General features: G+C 40.5%; 14 protein-coding genes. 13 read left to right on the forward strand and 1 reads right to left on the reverse strand.

From position 1 onward, the window contains the following. Positions 1-34 precede the first annotated feature (34 nt). Positions 35-1,294, reverse strand: coding sequence for a M23 family metallopeptidase (locus F1644_RS13180; RefSeq protein ID WP_118303018.1), 1,260 nt, complete (start codon positions 1,292-1,294; stop codon positions 35-37). Between the two features lie 463 nt (positions 1,295-1,757). Between F1644_RS13180 and F1644_RS13185 the strand changes: the two genes are divergently transcribed. The 13 genes from F1644_RS13185 (at position 1,758) to F1644_RS13245 (ending at position 21,265) form a co-directional block, all read left to right on the forward strand. Beyond that, positions 1,758-2,684, forward strand: coding sequence for an ABC transporter ATP-binding protein (locus F1644_RS13185; protein ID WP_087419776.1), 927 nt, complete (start codon positions 1,758-1,760; stop codon positions 2,682-2,684). A gap of 11 nt (positions 2,685-2,695) precedes the next feature. Then, complete coding sequence (locus F1644_RS13190; protein ID WP_087419377.1) at positions 2,696-4,999, forward strand: Gldg family protein; 2,304 nt, start codon at positions 2,696-2,698, stop codon at positions 4,997-4,999. Between the two features lie 164 nt (positions 5,000-5,163). Then, a complete protein-coding gene (locus F1644_RS13195; protein WP_087419378.1) occupies positions 5,164-6,498 on the forward strand; it encodes a MutS-related protein in 1,335 nt (444 codons plus the stop codon). Then, on the forward strand, positions 6,495-7,832 hold the full coding sequence (locus F1644_RS13200) for a MutS-related protein (protein WP_118303020.1): 1,338 nt from the start codon (positions 6,495-6,497) through the stop codon (positions 7,830-7,832). The genes F1644_RS13195 and F1644_RS13200 overlap by 4 nt, the downstream gene beginning before the upstream one ends. Positions 7,833-7,984: 152 nt before the next feature. Continuing rightward, complete coding sequence (locus F1644_RS13205; RefSeq protein WP_087419380.1) at positions 7,985-8,536, forward strand: RNA polymerase sigma-70 factor; 552 nt, start codon at positions 7,985-7,987, stop codon at positions 8,534-8,536. Positions 8,537-8,993: 457 nt separating this feature from the next. Beyond that, on the forward strand, positions 8,994-10,121 hold the full coding sequence (locus tag F1644_RS13210; protein WP_158571995.1) for a FecR family protein: 1,128 nt from the start codon (positions 8,994-8,996) through the stop codon (positions 10,119-10,121). Between the two features lie 179 nt (positions 10,122-10,300). Then, the gene (locus F1644_RS13215; RefSeq protein ID WP_118303024.1) at positions 10,301-13,684 is read left to right on the forward strand and encodes a SusC/RagA family TonB-linked outer membrane protein; all 3,384 of its coding nucleotides are present in this window, start codon (positions 10,301-10,303) and stop codon (positions 13,682-13,684) included. A gap of 26 nt (positions 13,685-13,710) precedes the next feature. Further along, on the forward strand, positions 13,711-15,162 hold the full coding sequence (locus tag F1644_RS13220; protein ID WP_158571997.1) for a RagB/SusD family nutrient uptake outer membrane protein: 1,452 nt from the start codon (positions 13,711-13,713) through the stop codon (positions 15,160-15,162). Between the two features lie 17 nt (positions 15,163-15,179). Beyond that, positions 15,180-15,911: a DUF4843 domain-containing protein gene (locus F1644_RS13225; protein ID WP_087419384.1), complete on the forward strand. Its 732-nt coding sequence runs from the start codon at positions 15,180-15,182 to the stop codon at positions 15,909-15,911. A gap of 52 nt (positions 15,912-15,963) precedes the next feature. After that, complete coding sequence (locus F1644_RS13230; protein WP_118303026.1) at positions 15,964-17,511, forward strand: PKD-like family lipoprotein; 1,548 nt, start codon at positions 15,964-15,966, stop codon at positions 17,509-17,511. Between the two features lie 50 nt (positions 17,512-17,561). Then, positions 17,562-19,445, forward strand: a complete 1,884-nt coding sequence (locus F1644_RS13235; protein ID WP_158581812.1) for a thioredoxin family protein — start codon at positions 17,562-17,564, stop codon at positions 19,443-19,445. 33 nt (positions 19,446-19,478) lie between these two features. After that, complete coding sequence (locus F1644_RS13240; RefSeq protein WP_158571999.1) at positions 19,479-20,657, forward strand: TlpA disulfide reductase family protein; 1,179 nt, start codon at positions 19,479-19,481, stop codon at positions 20,655-20,657. 113 nt (positions 20,658-20,770) lie between these two features. Next, positions 20,771-21,265 carry an SRPBCC family protein gene (locus F1644_RS13245; protein WP_147344490.1) on the forward strand — a complete coding sequence of 165 codons (495 nt, stop codon included), beginning with the start codon at positions 20,771-20,773 and terminating at the stop codon, positions 21,263-21,265. Positions 21,266-21,271: the final 6 nt, after the last annotated feature.

A 21,271-nucleotide genomic window follows, 5' to 3' on the forward strand; every position in this document is an offset into this window, starting at 1 on the left:
CCTCAATTTAAAATCTAAAATTTAAAATCTAGAATTATAGGGTTTGTTTTAAGATCTTCACGAGCGAGTCTCTCGTTTGAATGAAACGAGGCATATTTTCCGGTGAGATCGGTTCTTTGGGAGGTGAACTCATTTTTAACGGATTGATGGGAGTTCCATTTTTATATACCCGGAAATCCAAATGAGGGCCTGTTGCCAATCCTGTACTACCGACATAGCCGATAACATCACCTTGTTTCACCCGTTTGCCCGGTTGGATACCTTTGGCAAATTTGGAAAGGTGCATGTAGGTTGTGGTATAGACGCTGTTGTGTTTGATGGTTACGTAGTTTCCACCACCGTTGGCTTGAAAGGCTTTTTTCACGACAACGCCGTCCCCGATGGTATGTACTTCTGTGCCTGTCGGGGCTGCATAGTCTACGCCATGATGTGCCCTGTATCTTTTTAGTACAGGATGGAACCGGTTATTGGAGAATCCCGAAGAAATACGGGAGTATTTTAAGGGAGCTTTTAAAAAGGTTTTTTGCAGGCTGTTTCCTTCTTCATCAAAATAGGCCAATTTTTCGTTTTGTTCAAAAGGAATGGCATAGAAGTCTTTACCGGAATTGGTGAAAATGGCAGCTTTCACGTTGAAGTCCTGCAAAGGTTTGTCTTCCACGTATGATTGTTCGTAAAGGACACGTACGGAATCACCTTTGGCTATGCCGTAGAAGTCGATGCTCCACGCGTAGATATCGGATAGCGTGACAGCGAGCATGGGGTCTGTCTGGGCATCAACCATGGCATTCCATAGATTGGAGTTTATAATTATATTAACTGTCTTTTCTTTGGTCACGATGTCTTTTTTACCCACGTAAACATCTGCGGTTTCCTTGAAATCTATGACGACGTATTCCAAGGCATTTTTTTCGTAAATGAAAAATTCCGGGGTGCGAAGACTGTCTTGTGCCAAGAAAAGAGTGTAGTTTTGACCTCTTCTGATACTTCGTACGTCAAAGACGTCCTTGCAGCGTTGGGAGATTTCATGGATCTTGGCTGGTGATACCTTGTATTTGGAAAGGATTAGAGAGAGATTCTCATTTTTCCCCACGGTACCCTCTTCTATAATAAAGTTTTCATCAGGGATACCGTATTTGTAATGAATTTGTTGTTGTTCGGTCGTGTCAACAACTTCCTCTACCGCACTGGCTTCTAATATCGCCTCCTTGTTTCCTCTGTTGCTGGGCCAAAAAATAATAATACCTAATATAAGCCCTATGGCAGCCCAAATCCAAATCCATTTCGTTTTTTTCATCTTTTCCGTTTGATTCCTAATGTTCACTCAAAATCCGGGATGCAAGTTAGGGGATTCCTCTTGAAACTGCAACAAGGGAGGAATGTTTTTTTATCCACATGATTTTCAATGTGTGAAAAGATTCTTAATGTTGTTATTAATAAAAAGTTAAAGTCATTTTTTTAATATTACTCCTATTAGGATTTTACTATTTTTGACAAAACACAATATAAAAAAATGTTCCTGATTTTTTGGTGTGTATTTGTTTTTGAAGTGATGATGTAAAAGTTGAAAATGTTATTTTCTTCTGAAAATACAAAATGGTGATTAATGTAATTTGATGTAAAACAACTTGTTGATGAATTTGAATATCTTAAAGATTTCATAAAGTTGATTTTTGAATAACACTAAATTGTTTTTGGAACGTCTTTTTATAAAGTTTATACCTGTTGTTGTAGACAATATTAATTTTAATAACAAGTTTATGGAAGAGCCAATTGTAAAAGTCGAACATTTGTCACATCGTTACAGCATTCAATGGGCCGTAAGAGACATTAGTTTCGAGATTCCCCGGAGGGGAATATACGGGTTGCTAGGGTCTAACGGGGCCGGAAAGTCAACCACGATGAATATTATTAGTGGAGTTATCAAGCAAACCGAAGGGCAGGTTTTTATCAAGGGCATTGATGCCCGTAAGAGACCGGTTGATGCGAAACGTCATATCGGTTTTTTACCGCAGAAACCACCTTTGTATGGTGATTTGACGGTGGAAGAGTATTTGATTCATTGTGCAAGATTGCGTTGGGTAGCTGATAAGGATATTATCCCGGCGGTGGATGAGGTGCTGGCAAAATGTGGTATAACTCATTTCCGTAAACGTTTGATCAAGAATTTATCCGGTGGTTATCAGCAACGGGTTGGTATCGCACAGGCTATCGTTCATAAACCTGATCTGGTTATCTTTGACGAGCCGACAAACGGGTTGGACCCGAACCAGATTATGGAGATCCGTCACTTGATCCGTGATATTGCCAAGGATCGTACAGTGATTCTTTCCACTCATATTTTGACTGAGGTTCAAGCCGTTTGTGATCATATTTTGATGATCGAGGAAGGTAAGCTCGTGTTTATGGGAACGGTGGATGAATTTGATAATTATATTATCCCGAATTCTCTCTATGTTTCAATGATAGATCCCCCCGTTGCCGACGAGTTGGCAAAGATCGAGGGCGTTCTTGGTGTGGAAGAGTTAGGAAACCGGAATTTCCGTATTCGTTTCACAGAAGCACAGGAGGTTATTGACCAGATCGTGAAACTAAGCGCCGCTAACGATTGGCGTTTGTCTGAGGTTCGGGTGGAGAAGAGTTCCCTCGATAATATATTCGCAGAATTATCTAAGAAAGCACATTAAAAAATCGGGTTATGTTTAAAATGATATATAATATAGCGAGGACGGAATTGCAGATGTTGTTCTATTCTCCTGTGGCGTGGCTAATTTTAGTTGTATTTGGAGTACAATCGGGAATGCTTTTTGCCGACCAATTGGCCGGGCTTGTGAGTTCTCAAGAAATGGGATATGATATTCAAGGTTCCACGATTAGTATCTTTGCCAGCAGATGGGGGGGAGTTTTCACCACGATGCAGAATTACCTGTATTTCTATATTCCTCTGTTGACCATGAGTTTGGTAAGTAAGGAGTTGAGTAGCGGGTCTATTCGTTTGTTGTATTCTTCTCCGATTACGAATACCCAGATTATCGTGGGAAAATTCTTCTCCATGATGATTTACGGTCTTATCATGATTGGTATTTTATTCTTGATCACGCTTTGTAGCTGGGCAGTCGTTAAGGATTTTGAATTATCCATGGTTTTAACGGGGTTGTTGGGATTATACTTGTTGATCTGTGCTTACGCGGCTATCGGTATTTTCATGTCCAGTCTGACTTCTTATCAAATCGTGGCAGCTATCGGTACGTTTGCCGTGTTAATGGTATTAAGCATGATTGGTGGATGGTGGCAGGATTACGATTTTATTCGTGACGTGACTTACTGGTTGTCCATGCCCGGGCGAAGCGGAAAGTTTATTGCCGGTTTGATTTGTAGCGAGGATGTTCTTTATTTCGTTATCGTGGTTTGCCTTTTCTTGGCATTAACGATTATTCGTTTGAACTCGGTTCGTCAGAAAATTCGCTTCGTGATTACTTTAGGAAGAAATATCGGTGTTATTTTCTTAGCTTGTTTCTTGGGATATTTGTCTGCACTTCCGCAGATGAAACTTTACCATGATGCGACGTCAACGAAAATGAACACGTTGACCCCGAATAGCCAGGATATCGTGGCGAAGTTGGATGGTGGTATGACAATAACTACTTACATTAATGCTCTTGATCCGGGTGCATCTTGGTATGCTGCTCCTTATTTCCTGAAACCGGATATGGAGCGTTTCGAGCAATATTTACGTTTCAAACCGGATATGAAGTTGAAATACGTGTACTATTATGATACCACGGCGAACCCCATGCTGGACAGAAGATTCCCGAACGCAACACTTCGCGAGAAAATGGTGGAGGTTTGTAAGATCTACGGTTTGGATTCCAACAAGTTTATGGCTCCGGAGGAAATTCGAAAAATTATTGATTTGTCGGGAGAAAATAACACGTTCGTGCGTCAGATTGTTCGTGAAAATGGTGAAAAAGCATGGTTGAGAATATACAATGATATGCAACGTTTCCCGAGTGAAAAAGAGATTTCAGCCGCTTTCAAACGGATGGTGATGGATCTCCCGAAGGTCGGATTCGTGGAAGGCCACGGAGAACGTAGTTATTCTGGTGGTAAAGACCGTGATTATAGTGCGTTTGCTAATGATAAGGGTTTCCGTTACGCTTTGGAAAATCAAGGGTTTGATGTCGCAAAAGTTACGATGGATCAGCAAGTGCCTGAGGATATTAATATTATCGTGATTTCTGATATGCGGGAGTGGTTTACTCCGGAGCAGGAGGCTAATTTACAACAGTATATTGATCGGGGAGGTAATTTGTTCATCTTGGGAGAACCAAAACGTAGAGACGTGATGAATAATTTGTTTGCCAAGTTCGGTTACGAGATGACAACAGGTGTGCTGGTAAAGAGAGACACGAACCTGCAAGCTGACGTGATTCTTTCCTACCCGACGAAAGAGGCTGATAGTATTGCTTATGATTTTGGGGCAATGCGTAGTCGTCGTATGGTTATCACGACACCTAGTACCGCCGGATTGGAGCAAATTGCCGATAAGGGTTACACGGTGACGAATATGTTCAAAACTGACACGATCGGTGTTTGGAATGAATTGGAAACGACAGATTTTATTGATGATACCGTGCGTCTGAACCCGGCTATCGGTGAGGTCGAGAAGATCTATAATACCGTGGTTGCGTTGTCCAGAAAAGTGGGTAATAAGGAACAGAAAATTATTTTGACCGGTGATGCGGATTGTATCAGCAACGGGGAATTCGGACGAAGAGTTCCAGGAGTCCGGACTGCAAACTTCTCGTTAATTACCGGAAGTTTCTTCTGGATGTCGGATAACGAAGTGCCTATTGATGTGAGACGTCCTGCACTTCCGGATAATAAGGTGTACGTGGAAAAAACCGGAAGTAAGGTGATTAAATGGTCGTTCATGATCATATTGCCTCTATTGTTAGCGGGAATAGGTATCTTCTTGTGGATTCGTAGAAAAGGAAGATAAAAGATACTGAAGTTTATGATCGGGTGATCGCAAAATCACCCGATCATAAATTGTAATGGTATTAAAAAAGATTCTATAATTTAGAGAGTTAAGAGAATTAAAATATGTATATTTGTAAGGATGTGCATTTTTAATTTTCAATTTCAATTTTTAATTCATATAGGATGAGCTTTAAAATAGACAAACAGACGTTGGACGATCTGGCCATTTTCGGTAATAACCGGACGAAATCTGTTTATGATATTTTCAACCGAACCCGTACACGAGGAGGTGCGAAAATTCTTGAAGAGATGTTCTTGTATCCCCTATCGGATGCAGACCAGATAAACGAAAGAAGTGACGTGATTCGTTATTATCGTGATATCGAGGCCGAATTCCCGTTCCGTGGAGAGATTTTTGACACGATGGAATTCTACTTGGGTAACACGGACAGGCGTACACAGTTGATGACGCAGGATAACACGTTAGGACGGAAATTCAAGAATCTCGTTGGGACGGATACAGAGTATACCCAAATCCACAACGGGATTGTTTGTTGTATAGAGTTGTTGAACACGCTGGATGCCTTCTTGAAGAATTCGAAGGCGGATGCCGGTAACAAGACCATCGCGGAGTTGACGGCTAGTTTACGGGGGTTACTGGGTAACGAGAAGTGGTCCTGGTATGTTTCCGAGAAGGGAAAGAAGAAACTGGGTTACGAGCAGGCGGTAGTTTACGACCGGGTGTTGCGTTTCGAGGAACGGGATAAGCTGATGAAAATTTTGTATTACGTTTATTTGCTGGATGTTTACATGGCGGTGGCCAACGTGGCGAAAGAACGTGGTTTTGTTTTCGCGAAAGCTCACCCGAATGACAAGAACACGTTGGTTATGAAAGGGGCGTTTCATCCTTTCCTCACGAACCCTGTCGGTAACACGATCACGGTGGACGAGAATAGTAACGTGATTTTCTTGACGGGAGCGAACATGGCCGGGAAGTCGACTTTCATGAAGAGTTTTGGCATCACGGTTTTCTTGGCTCACGTGGGATTCCCTGTCCCCGCAAAGGAAATGGAATTTTCAGTTCAAAACGGGATGTTCACGACGATTAACTTACCGGATAACTTAAGTATGGGATATAGCCATTTTTATGCCGAGGTTTTGCGGGTGAAGAAGGTGGCACAACAAGTTCGGCAAACGCAACACCTGATCGTGGTGTTTGACGAGTTGTTCCGCGGTACGAACGTGAAAGATGCTTACGACGCGACAGTGGCGGTGACAGAGGCTTTTGCCGGAATCCGTAATTGCACGTTTATCATTTCGACTCATATTATAGAAGCGGGAGAGGTACTGAAAGAAAGGTGTGATAACATAAATTTCGTTTACTTGCCGACCAAGATGGAGGGAAGTAAGCCTGTTTATACCTACACGCTAGCTCCCGGTATCACGGATGATCGTCATGGTATGATGATCGTGAATAACGAACATATTATCGAAATCATTAAAAATGGAGAAGCATGAGTTTTGAGACAGATAAACAGACCCTGGATGACCTGAATCTTCTGGGGAAATACAAGAATAATTCCGTTTACAGTTTGTATGTCGGGACGATCACCCGGGGAGGTGAGCGCAAGATGGAGGACATGTTCCTGCACCCGTTGACAGACGCGAAGTCAATCAACGAGCGTTCAGCCGTGTTCCGTTATTTTAGAGATCATGATTTCGGTTTTCCTTTCGGGAAGGACGAGTTTGATGTCGTGGAACAATATATTGCCGGGGCTAGTGGAAAGCGTGCTTTTATGAACATGCTGCAAATTGCGCGGGCAAAAGCCATGTTTTACATCAGCCATGACCCGGAATTCGGGATTATCCGGGATCGTATCGTGACATCGATTGAATTTTTCCGGAAGGCCCGGACTTATTTTGACGAGTTGGGACGTGACGTTGCCGGGAATCCTTTCCAAAAGATTGCGGAGCGTGGAAAAGCTTTGTTGAGCGATAGCCGGGTGACGAAGTTGTTGGAGAATTCTCGTCGGGAGAATCCCGGTTTGATGGATATGATTTGTTTTGACCGGAATTTGCGGTGTGTTTCTCACAAGAATTTTAAGGAAGTGATCGAGTTATTGCAGGAGATTGACGTGAACGTGGTTATAGGTAGCGTGGCCAGGGAGAGAAACTTCTGTTTTGCAGAGGCAGCTGATGACGGGGAGATCCTGGTTGCCATGAAGGGGTTGCACCATCCTCGTATTGACGGGGCGATCTCTAATGACCTGGAGGTGACGGCCACGAAGAACGTGTTCTTCCTGACGGGTGCTAACATGGCTGGAAAGTCCACGTTGATGAAGTCATTCGGTATCGCGGTGTACTTGGCTCACATGGGTTTCCCCGTGGCGGCAACTTCCATGCAGTTCCGTATTCAAGATGGAATGTACACGTCTATTAACGTGCCGGATAATATTAACCTGGGTTACAGTCATTTCTACGCGGAGGTTCTTCGCGTGAAGAAGGTCGCTATCGAGGTGAGTCGTGACAAACGCTTGATCGTGATTTTCGACGAGTTGTTCAAGGGTACGAACGTGAAAGATGCTTTCGACGCGACACTGGCTGTCACGGAGGCGATTGCCGAGAGAAAGAATTGCGCGTTTATGGTTTCTACCCACATTATCGAGGTGGGACAGGAACTCGGGAAACGTTGTGATAACGTGACGTTCGAGTATCTTCCGACCGTGATGAAAGGTAAGTTGCCAACATATACTTACAAGTTGGAGCCGGGTATCACGAGTGATAAGCATGGTATGATTATTATTAATAACGAGAAGATTATCGAGATTATTAAAGGAGAGGTTGCCTCTTAGTCTGATAAAGATTTCAGAATAATATATTGATCCCGGGAATAGTAATTGTTCTCGGGATATTTTTTTTGTTCGCAATTATAAATTGATTTCTATTCGCTTTTTTACTTTTAATGTGATTATATTTGTGTTCGTCAAAACGTAATGCAAGATAGATGTTGAATGAAATTGAGGTTGGCTTGATCTGTTTATCAGAGAGAAAGAAGTTTAAAGAGGTGTACGAAGAGTATTTTACCGCTTTGAAGTATTTCGCCATGCGTTACGTGAAGGATGAGGAGGTGGCTTGTGATCTGTTGCAGGATGTTTTTGTCAAATTGTGGGAGAAGGGGGATCGGTTCGAGAACGAGATGCAATTGAAGACTTATCTGTACCGGGTTGTTCGGAATCATTGCCTGACTTATATTCGGGATACCCAAAGGAAAGAGAAACGTATGGAGGGTTTCGAGGTGGAAGAGACAGAGGAATCGTTCGTACACCAGATGATCGAGGCTGAGATTTACGCTTTGATAAATGATATTTTCGAGGAACTCCCGGATGCTTGCAGGAATGTTTATATGAAAAGTCTGGAAGGTAAGAGCCACAAGGAAATTGCGGAAGAATTGCATATCGCAATCACTACAATTAAAAAGCACAAGACGAACGCAAATAATTATTTAAGAGGACGGTTGAAGGATTTGCTACTTTCTGCCATATTCTGTGGAGTTTAATTATTTGTGCGTTGTATTTATTATGGATAGACTATTTGCCAAGAGACTTTTGTGCAATTTTGAAAACTTTTTGATGAAATTTTGGTAACAAAATTTCATGGGAGAGCGCTGATTTACTGTGAGGAAACCGGTACTGTTATCTGGTAGAGAGTATGATGTGGTTGATTATGAGCGGAAGAGTGGGTGTCGGGCCGTATGCCTTGGCGATCTGATTTTTTTTCACGCAATATATGTATATTTAAAGATTTAAGTGATTGATTTTTATGATCCTAGTTGTAATTTTGTCTTGATTTTTATCATAACATGATTTTTATTGAAAAAAATCAGATTCGGAATACTACCTTTCATGCATTTTGGAGTTCTTAATATAGAAATAATTAAAAATGGATTTTCAAATAGGAAATAAGATACATCTGATAGCATGAATATGGATAGTAAGAGAATAGAAAAATTAATAATGAAAGCACTTTTGAAAGAGATTTCTGAAGGGGAGCGGTGTGAGTTGGATGGGTGGTTGAATGCTTCTGAACAAAACAGGAATTTTTTCGAGAGTTTGCATTCGGAGATGTATTTAAAGAAGGCGGTGGGAGATCATAATCGGCTATTGCGGGATGCGGGATGGAAACAAATAAAGAGAAAAACGGTGGAAGTGAGGTCTCGTAAGATTCGTTTGCAGGTGTATCGTGTTGCGGCGGCGATTATTTTCCCTTTAATGTTAGGAGGGTTTATTTGGTATATGATGGGTTCTGTGGAGAAACGGTCAGGATTACCTTTAGCACATCAAGAGATAAAGGTGGGAGGATCTAAAGCAGTGGTTACATTATCAACGGGAGAGCGGGTTGCACTTTTCGGTGACACTACGGTATGTGTGAATGACGGGTTGTCCACGATGATTAATCAGCAGGATACGTTGAATTTCATGAAAAATAACGACGTGGTTGTAGCGGAAAATAGTTACACGGTTATTGAGATTCCGAGAGGTGGAGAATATATTGTTCGATTAGAAGACGGAACCGTGGTTTATTTGAATTCTGAGTCGGAATTGCGAATGCCCGTTCATTTCGGATCAGAAGAGAGACTGGTTTGGTTAAAAGGCGAAGCTTATTTCAGTGTTAAGCACGAGAACAAGCGTCGGTTTATTGTGAGAACGGATAGGGCTGATGTCTCGGTGTTAGGAACAGAGTTTGGAGTAAGGGCATACTCTGGCGAGAAAGAGTTCTTGACGACTTTGGTGAAGGGTAGAGTTGAGGTGAAGAGTGAAAATAACGTGCATCGTATTGTGCCGGGAGAACAAGCGAAAGTTGATAATACTGGAAATATAGCGGTTACGAAGGTGAATACGGATGAATTTGTCGCTTGGAAAGTGGGGCGGATCGTGTTCACGGACGCTCGTTTGGAGGATATCATGAACGAGTTGCAAAGGTGGTATGATTTCAACGTGTTTTACGCAAGTTCGGAACTCAAAGAATTGCGTTTCTCGATGGATATTGTGAAATACAAGGAGGTTTCGGAGATATTTGACCTGATGGAGAAGATTCGAAGAGTCTCTTTTGAGGTAAATGGGAATAATGTGATCTTAAAATAAAGAGAGTAGTACCGCAAATACCACTCTCTTAAATGCCTGATAACAGACAAATGTAAAATCAATACAAAGTTATGGAAAATAATTAGAACAAGAAAAAAAAGGGAACTCATTTCTACCGCAAATAGAATTGAGACTAAGGATAGATAACAGACGAATGTAAAATCAAACAAATTATTTTTATGAAAAAACATCATGAGAGTTTGCGGGGTTTTCCCCGTTGGCTGTGCCGGCTACTATTATTTGTGAATGTTGTGCTGGTGACGGTATCGTTTTCATTTGCTCAACAGAACACGAATCGGGTTACGATTGACATGAAGAATGCTTCTTTATCAGAGGTGTTTAACGAGATTAAACGACAGACGAATTTGAGTTTCATGTTTAGTAACGACGATTTGAAGAATGTTCCGAGAAAGGATGTCCAGATTAAAAATGTCACGGTAGATGAGGCAATGAAGAAATGCTTGGAAGGGACAGGCTTGGAATACGAGCTGACGAATAACGTGGTTGTTATTCGTAAAGCTGCTGCAAAAATTGAAAAAGCACAACAAGTAACATTAACTGGTACTGTGCGAGATAAAGATGGCCAGACTTTACCGGGAGTGTCCGTTGTAATTAAAGGAACTTCTTTAGGAGGGGCAACAGATATTGATGGAAAATATCGATTCACGGTTCCTTTGGCGAAGGATATGGTATTGGTATTTTCTTTCGTGGGGATGGAGACCAAGGAGGTGGTATATAATGGAGAATCGACTTTGGATGTGACCTTGGATCCTGATGTAACAGAAATGGCCGAGGTTGTCGTGACAGGTATTTTTACCCGTAAAGCGGATAGCTATACCGGTGCCGTGACGACGATTAAAAAGGAGGATTTGCAAAAGGTTGGTAACCAGAACGTGTTGCAATCACTGAAAAATATCGATCCTTCTTTCCAAGTATTGGAGAATAATGAATTCGGTTCTGATCCGAATAAGGTTCCGGATATTCAGATGCGTGGAGCGTCTAATTTTTCAGATATGAAAGATAAATACCAGACAAACCCGAATCAACCGCTTTTCATTGTTGACGGATTCGAGCAGTCGATAGAGAAAGTAATGGATATGGATATGAACCGGGTGGCTTCGATCACCTTATTGAAAGATGCAACAGCCAAGGCTCTTTATGGTTCTAAAGGTGCTAACGGGGTTGTCGTGATCGAGACTGTGACCCCGGAAGCCGGAAAAATGAGAGTTTCTTATTCGGGCAATCTTAGTATTCAGGCTCCAGATTTAGGGAGTTATGATTTGGCAAATGCGGCAGAAAAACTAGAGATCGAGAAAAGAGCAGGTGTTTACACGGATAAATCGGGACGTCCCAATGTGCAACAACAATATGATGAGAAATATAACGAGTATTACAAAGAAATCTTGCGGGGAGTGGATACATATTGGTTGGAAAAACCTTTACGTGTGGGAGTGGGACACAAACACTCGTTGAATTTTGAAGGAGGGGATGACATTATCCGGTATAGTATTGATTTTTCGTATAATAAAGTCGCCGGGGTAATGAAGGGGTCTGATCGTGAAGTGATTTCTGGTGGTTTTAATTTTCAATATCGTTACGGTAAATTCCTTTTTAGAGATCAATTGTCTGTCACTTTTAATAAGGCTGACGAGTCTCCTTATGGGGCATTCTCCGAGTATGCAAAATTGAATCCTTACTGGAGAGCTTACAATGATGATGGTAGTATTAGGGAGGTTATGGGAGATTACCAGATCGCAAATATGCAGGGAAGTCATCCTATATATAATCCGATGGTAAATGCTTCATTAAACACGAAAACCTCGACATCTTATACTGATGTCACGAATAATTTTTATGCAGAGTGGGATGCTTTCGAAGGAATGAAGGTAAAAGGACGTTTCGGGTTAGTTAGCAGCAAAAATGATAGTGAGGTGTTTTTACCGCGTGATCATACGTCTTTCCGGGATATATCGCCTGATAGCGAGGATTATTTTAATAGAGGGAAGTACACGAAAGGTAATGGCACGCGTTTAGATTATAATGTGGATCTTTCTGCGAATTATTCAAAATTGTTTGGTAAGCATTTGTTATTTGCTAATGCCCAGTGGAGTATAAGTCAAAAAAAGAGTGAGATGGTATACTTCCAAGCTCAAGGATTTGCTAATAACAAGATGGATTATATCACGAATGCGAAAGAGTATGTTTCCGGTAGTCCTTATGGAGATGAATCAGTCGTGAGGGAGACTAGTGTTTTGGCCTCTGTTAACTATTCTTATGATGACCGCTATTTATTAGATGCAACTTATCGGGCGAATGCTTCTTCTCTATTTGGTGCAGACAAACGTTGGGGAAGTTTCTGGTCTACAGGTATTGGTTGGAATATTCATAAAGAAAGGTTCTTCGAAGGAGTCAGTTTTTTGGAGAAATTGAGATTAAGAGCTTCAACGGGGTATTCCGGTTCGCAGAACTTTAATTCTTATCAAGCGATAGCCACTTATAAGTATTATAACGAGAGCTATGATAATATTATGGGATCGTACTTGATTAGTCTGGCGAATCCGGAATTACAATGGCAAAAGACTCAGGATAATAATTTTGGTATAGAGTTTTCGGTGTTGAATATGTTGGATGTTACTTTTGACTATTACATAAAGAACACGGAAAATTTGTTGACTCCTGTTTCACTTCCTCCTTCAGCTGGTTTTGATAGTTATATGGAGAATTTAGGCGAGACGCAAAATCGAGGTATCGAGGCAAAAGTTAATCTGCGTGCGATAAGAGATACGAAGCGTGAAATGTATTTAAGCGTGTTTGGCTCCCTTATGCATAATAAGAACAAAATAACCAAGATTTCAGATGCATTGAATACATTAAATAATACTCGGGATGAGGAGAAGATAGAGAGTAATATACCGGATCACGAAAATGGAAAGGGTGTGACCAAGCCTTCAACCCGTTATGCGGAAGGGCAATCTATGAATGCAATATGGGCGGTGAGATCATTGGGAATAGATCCAATGAATGGTGATGAAATCTTTTTATCAGCGGACGGTAAGATGGTTTATAAATGGGATCCGAAAGATCAAGTGGTTGTCGGTGATGATTTACCCAAGGTTTCCGGAACTTTCGGTTTTAATTTTGAATATAAAGGCTTTTCTGTGAACACGTCGTTTTATTACAGATTGGGTGGACAATATTATAACCAGACTTTGGTAAATAAAGTGGAGAATGCCGATATACAATATAATGTGGATCGTAGAATGTACACGGATCGTTGGACAACTCCGGGAGTTGCGGCTAAATATAAAGCCTTTAATAGTAGTGAACCCTTTACCCGACCGACATCTCGTTTTGTTCAAGATTTAAATGAATTGCAGATGACATCGTTAAATATAGGATATGATTTCCGCAATTGCGGTTTCATGAAGGGGGGAGCAATTGAACGGTTAAAATTGCAATTCTATGCGAATGATTTGTTCAGATTATCAACGGTGAAAACGGAACGAGGTACTGAGTATCCGTATGCTAGAACGTATTCATTTACTTTACAGGCAACGTTTTAGATTTTTGAATGATAAAAAAGGAAATTATGAAGAATATAGTACATAGAATAAAGTTATCCGTTTGGGTTCTTCTGGTTTTGTTTGTTACAACTTCCTGTGAGAGCTGGTTAGATGTGAAACCTAAGACGGAAGAAGAAGCTGAACGTATGTTTAGTACAGAAGAAGGATTTAAGTCTGCTTTGGCAGGTACTTATATTTCTCTGAGTCAGCCCGAGTTGTACGGTAGAGAGTTAACCTTCGGAATGGTAGGTGTTTTAGGACAAGAATGGGAAAAGGGAGGAACCTTGGATCAAACCAGCTCGGCATATTCTTTTTTCTTGCGATATAGATATGATGAGACGGTGTCAAAAGCAATTGTGGAGAAAGTGTGGGGAGAAATGTATAAGACGATTGCTAATGTGAATACATTGATTGAGTACACGGATAAAAAACGGGATGTGTTGAAAGGGAATAATTATGAAATTATTCGCGGAGAGGCTTTGGCTTTAAGAGCTTTTATTCATTTTGATCTTTTACGGTTATATGCGGAAGCTGATTTTTCTGAGGCTGCAGAGGTTTCAATCCCTTATGTGAAAGAAGCTAAACCAGCGATTGCTCCACAATATACTCCGGCAGACGTGGTGGAATTAATTCTGGGAGATGTAAAAGATGCTCTTGATTTATTGGAGAAAGATCCCATTTATACGGGGCAGGATGTCTCTGGTGAGGATAACGGTTATTTAGCCAATCGGAATTTCCACTTGAATTATTATGCTGTGCAAGGTTTGAAAGCCAGGGTATTAGCTTATGCAAAACAAATGGATAAAGCGGCAGAGGCAGCTTTGATCGTGATTGGTGCGCAGGAAAGTAAAAATATTTTTCCTTGGGTGAAAAAGAATGATATAAATCCTAGTGATGTAACATTGAAAGATCGTACTTTTTCTACCGAGCATCTTTTTGCCTTGAATACGATCAAATTGGACGAAAATATCAAAGGATATTTTAAAGAGACGACGTCACCGATGCTTCCTCGGCAGGCAATCACGGGTGGTTCGAATTATTTGTATGATGTGGCTGATTATCGTTTGAAGTGGTTTGATAATGAGAATGGGTTGGTAAATGTGTTTTCAAAATTCTGGCAAAGCGATAAGAAAACGGTAGATGGGGTTGTTTTACCGAAGAGGGATAGAATGCCAGTGATTCGGATTTCAGAGATGTATTATATCGTGGCAGAGTCGATGAAGATGTCTGATCCTCAAGGAGCATTGGATAAATTGAATTTGGTGCGTAAAATGCGTGGATTGACAGAGCCTCTTACTGACCTGAATCCTGATGCGATTCAACAGGAAATACAGAAAGAGTACGAGAGGGAATTTTTAGGAGAAGGACAGTTATTTTTCTACCATAAGAGACAGGGAACGAAGAATATCGCAACTGCAAATGCTGTTTATAAACTCCCGATGCCTGATCTGGAGATCGATCTTGGAGAACGTGAATAATTTTAAATTTGTTGATTATGAGAAATATATTTAAAATATGGTTACTTGCGGGATTGGTGTCATTCTTTATGATATCATGTAGCGAAGATAAGATTGAAACTTATTCCGGTCCAGATGCGGTCAACATGTGGATTGGTACGACGAGAGATAGTGCCGAGATGTCCTTTTTGGCACTGGAACCAACATTGACCGAATATGACTTTAACGTGGAACTTCGAATTCAATCCGTATTAAGGAATGAAGATCGAGATGTGAAAATTAACTTGGGTGAATTGACAACGGCTGTTGCCGGAGAAAATTTCGAAGTCGCTGAAAATGTTACTATTCCCGCTGGGGAGACTTCCGTTATAGTACCGGTGAAAGTTTATAAAAAAGGGTTGGCCGATATTGAAGGTGGATTGGTTGTTGAGCTTGTTATTGGAACATCCGATGATTTCATTCCGGGGGTCTATGGGAAAATGAAACTTTCTTTTGCCGGTGATTTCCCAAAAAATTGGTATGCAAGTACGACTTCAGATGTAGGAGCAATACCTTATTTCTGGGGTAAATGTACGAAAAATAAATACCAATTCGTTTTTGAACATTTAGGTACTATTGATTTGAAAGATTATGCGGGATGGAATTATACTCCGATTATAGCAATGCAGAATGAGTTGAATGCTAAATTAGAAAAATATGCTGCAGATCATGACGGGGAATGGTTACCGGATGACGATGGAAGTAAAATGTGGTTCTCTGCTGGTACCTGATATTTAAGTCTATTGGAGTATTGGTATATTGATGAATTAAAATTTAGAGTTTATGAAAAATAAGATAAGACATTTATTATTTCTTTCGGTAATACTATTTTCTGTTGCTTCATGTATTGATGATAAAGGAAATTATGATTATACGGAAATTGAAGATGCAATAGTTGAGATACCGGAAGTAAAAGAGAATGGAGGTAAGATTAGTCGTGATCGCTATGACGAATTAAGTTTAAATCCTGAGATACAGTATCAAGCCGGTTCTTCTGCGGATGACTATAATTTTGAATGGGGTTTGTACACTCAACAACCACAAAAAGATGATGATGATGCTTATATCCCGAAGAAAATTATTGGAGATAAACCGCAATTGTCGTACAAGCTAATTGATGAGCCGGATAAATATTATGTAGTTTTGAAGGTGACGCATAAAGAAATGGGCTCGTGTACAGATTATAAATTTGAATTGAATGTTAATTCTATGGCTGGGTGGCTTATTTATGACGAAGCCGCTAGTGGAGATGGAGATTTTCAGATTATTCGTGATCGTGAAATTGTTCCGGACTTGTCTTCGATTCAGACAGGTATTGTTCGGAATTATTTTGCTACGGCTAATGGAGGAAAGAAATTACGGGATGGAAAGTTCTTGGGAAGAAGGAATATGAACAATCAATATGATCATTTATATCTTTTCAAAGAGGACGGGATGTACAAAATGAAAGCTGGAACTTATGAAGTTATTACTGAAGATTATTCTACTTTGTTTTCCACTCAACCAGCGAAAAATGCTCCGATGGCTCTTTATTATCCTAGCCCGATGTATGGACAAGTCGAAGTATTCGTGAATAATAATGAGATGTATACGATCAGATGGAATATGCTGGGACAGGAGGATAAATACACTACACCTATAGGAGCTTGGGGGACTGCTTATAAAGTTAATCCGTTTATAGCTCCGGTTCCTGTGACAGGCAATACTGTTCGTGCTGTTTTGTATAATGATATTAGTAATGCTAGAGGTCAGTTTATTACTATAAATAGTAGTGGCGCTGCTGGTTTTCCGATGACTCCAGAAGGGAAATTTAATACTGGAGCGATTAATACTAATGAGACCATGAAACTTAAATTGGAGTATTTGGGACAAGGTCGAGATGGTATTACTTGTGCATTATTTAAAGATGAATTAAATGCTGGGAAGCTTTCGCTTTATACTGCAGATCTTCGGGATGTTTCTAAGCCTTTAGCATTGGAGATTTACGATTTAAGTGATTTACAAAATATTGATGATGCAAAATACTTTACTTTCGGAACTCGGGGTGATGTATTGTTTTATGCGACAACTTCTAAGGTTTATAGTTACGTGTTCAACGGGGCTGTAACTGAATTGCTTTCAACATCAGGAGAGGAGATTGTTTCCATGAAATTGTACACGCATTCAGCCAATGAAGATTACAGTGGGCGTATGTTGTTCGTGGCAACTTATGATGGGGCGGCCGGAAAAGTGTACAAAATTAAATTCAATGAGTTGAATGGACAGTTGGATGGTGAAGTTGAGGAGTATACCGGTTTCGGAAAAATTATTGATATGATGAATAAAGAATAAAAATATCCCTCTCATGAATGCATGAGGGGGAACTTCTAAAATGGTTATTAATGAAAATAAATAAATTATTTAGAATTATAGGTTTTGCTTGTTTATTGCTAGTGTTGACTGTATCGGTGAGTGCCCAGAAGTATAAATCAGTGTTTAAAAACCTGACTTGGGAACAGGCGGCAGAGCTGGCGCAGAAAGAAGGAAAGATCGTGTTGGTGGACGCTATGCGAAAAGCTAGAACCCCGGAGGATCAGAAAAAACAAGATGCTACAGAGCGAAAATTGTTTTCTATTCCGGAAATTATGAATTTTTGTGATCAGCACGTGATTGCTATTCATATTGATATGGGGTCTGAGGCAGGTCAAGCATTTGCTCCTAAACTAATGATGAATATGTACCCGACCTATGGTTTCTTTATGCCTAATGGGGATATTCTTGGGGTGGTGAGTCCTTATCTTTTGGCTCAAAAACCGGAAAAGTTCGAGGAAGTTGGAAATAAGGCTTTGAAAGACGCAGAGGTGAAAAGAAATAACAACCGTTCGATTCAATTTGAAGAGATTAGTTTGAAGGATGCAATGGCGAAAGCGAAAAAAGAGAATCGATTGATTTTTATTGATGCTTATACGGATTATTGTCAACCTTGTATGTTAATGGTGAAAAATGTATTCTCGTTGAATAAGGTGGCTGATTTTTACAATCAGAATTTTATAAACTTGAAAATGCATTTCGGAAAGGAGAAAGAACTTGCGGAAAAATATGGCACGAGTGGTTATCCGGCATTCCTGTTTATTAATGGTGACGGGAAATTGGTCTATATGGAGAGCGGATACACGGAAGAAGATGAGTTTATAGGTTATGGGAAAATGGCTTTAGAGAAGGCCAAAGGAATTGAATTTATCGAAGGGGACTGGAATCGGGCATTGGAGCAAGCGCGACAAGAGAATAAACTTATTTTCATGGATTGTTATACTTCTTGGTGCGGACCTTGTAAACAACTGGCGAAAACCGTGTTTACTGATCCGGATGCGGCCAACTTTTTCAACGAACATTTCGTGAACCTGAAAATGGATATGGAAAAAGGGGAAGGGATAAATTTGAAAGATCGTTTTGAAGTGAAAGCATATCCTACATTACTTTTTATTAACGGGCAGGGGGAAGTTGTACATTGCCTTGTTGGGGCGCCAGGATTGAAGGAATTGATGGAACAAGCTCAGCTCGCTTTTGATGGGAAAGGGTTAGCCTATGCGGATGATGAATACCAAAAGGGTAACCGGGAACCGGAATTGATTCAAGCATATCTTACTTATTTAGGAAATGCCTCCTTAGATAAAGAGGCAGAGAAAGTAAGTCTGGATTATTTTGCCACGTTAGACAAGAATAATTTAAAGGAGAGAAAGTATTGGGATATATTTGCCAAGTATGTGAATGATGTTGATTCAGATTTATTTCAATACGTGTATGAACATCGGGATGAATTTTATTCTATTTATGGAGAACAAGATGTAAAACGGAAAATTCAAAATGTGTGGGGTAGTGGTGCTAACCAGTTTGTGCATAAAGAAGGAGATCAGATGGTGTTGGACAAAAAAGGTTTTAAACGTTACGTAAAACGCATGGAAAAAGCAAAAGTGGATGGCTGGGAGGATATTGCTTCCGGTGCGGAAATGATGAATGCGGAGAAGATTGGCGATTGGAAGACTTATATTGCTTTAGGTACAGAGCGTATCAAGCAAAATAAAGTTTCCGATCTGCTACTTTATAATTGGGGATTACGGGTAAATAAGCAATGTAAAGATAAGGAGTTAAGATTATTGGCGGCTAAGTGGTTTGATGAGGCGGCAGCTAAAGCTGCTAAAAATGAGGCAGAAGGAAAAAGTAATATGATGTCTTACCGGACATATTTTGAAAAACTGGCAAAAGATTTGAAGGCTGATGTGCAGTAAACGAAGGGATTTTAATGGACTAAAATGATATTTATGAGAAAGATTTTAAGATTATTGTTATTCACTTGTATGATGGTTAGTACAAGTAGTGTTTTCGCCCAGAAAACGATCACAATCAAAGGGAAAGTGAAATTCCCTTATAACCGGTTCAACATGGAAATTATTGAACGGCAAGGATTCGACAAGACAATTATCGATTCGTGCAAGGTAAAAGATGATGGGACATACGAATTCAAAATGAAGGTGGATAAACCGGGTGTTTACACGTTGGACTGTCAAAAGTGGCAATCTGTACAATTCTGGGCAGAGGACGAGGATTTGGAGATTAATTTCAGGGGAGAGGACACGGCTAAGATAAAAATAAAGAACCCGCCTTACGTGTATATTAAAGGTGGACCGAACAATGAGTTAATGAATTTAATGAATTGGGATGGATACCGGGGGTATCAATTAATGATTGGTATTTCTCAAGGCGTGTATCGTATTCCAGGGATTGATGATCAGGCAAAACAAGAAGTTTCCGGTAAATTTTATGATATGTTGGGAAATGAATCGAGAGCGAGAGCTAAATTTTTAGCAGAAAATTATGCTGATCGGAATAGTGTGTTGGCAATATTACCGGCTTTGAGAGGAGAAGAAAACGAGGAATTAGTAAAACAGGTTCTATCTCGTCTGGAAAGTAAGAATCCGAATTATGCTCCCTTGTTGAAATACAAGGCAGAAATGGCTGAGGCGAAAGCTCAAAAAGAACGTTTGGCCGAGGGGAAAGTTGCCCCGGAATTTTCATTCCCTACCCCTGATGGAAAGAAAAAGTTAGGACCTCAGGATTTTAAAGGAAAGATTCTTGTACTTGATTTTTGGGCTTCTTGGTGCGGACCTTGCCGGGCTGAAATTCCTCACTTGAAGGAGGCTTATAAAGAGTATAGCAACAAGGGTGTGGCATTCTTTAGTGTTTCGATTGATAAAGATGATGCTGCTTGGAGAAAAGCCATGAAGGAAGAGAATATGCCTTGGGCGCAAGCGCAGGCTCCGAAGGCTGGAAAAGACGTGATGAAACAATACCAGTTCTCGGGAATCCCTTATATTTTGGTTTTGGACAAGGAGGGGAAAATCGTGGCAAAGAATTTGCGGGGAAAGGCATTGACGGATAAGCTAGAGGAATTGCTTAGTGGTAAAAAGAAGAGCGTGGCGATGCCTGCGATGGGGATGTAGTAAAAAAGGGGCAGGGGGATGGCGTGTAAGGTCGGGAGTAAATGCTTCTTCTTATCACACAGTTCTTTGCATGCATCTCCCTACTTCTTTTAGAATATATAATGGTAAAGGAAATGAGAATATTACTTTGTTTTGTATTGATGTGTTGCATGTCCGGATTGGTTTCGGCACAAATGACTGCAGCGAAGAAAATACCGCCTGCTATCGAGAAAAAGATCGTGTTGAAAGCATCTGCTCAAAAAGTGTGGGATTACATCTCGGAACCGGCAAGTTACAAGAAGTTTTCGGGCGTGAAGGAATTTACTTGCGAGGAGAAGGCTTTGAATGCTAAAATCGAGTTGACCGGGAAAGATGGCAAAAAAAGGAGTCAATATATCAGCGTGATTGATTATGATATCTTCAAGATTTGTTATTTTGTTACCCGATCGGATTACGCGGGCGATAAACAGTGGGTTTATGCTTTTGAAGTTCATCCCAAAGGAGACAAAAAATGTGAGGTCGTGTTGTCTGTTTACAATGGGTTTGACGAACTTTCGCCAGAATTCAAGAAAGGAATGACCGAAGAGTTCGACACTATTATTGCCAGTTTGCAGAAAAAATTTAAATAGTGATAT

It is taken from the genome of Butyricimonas paravirosa (genome assembly GCF_032878955.1).
GTDB classification, from domain to species: domain Bacteria; phylum Bacteroidota; class Bacteroidia; order Bacteroidales; family Marinifilaceae; genus Butyricimonas; species Butyricimonas paravirosa.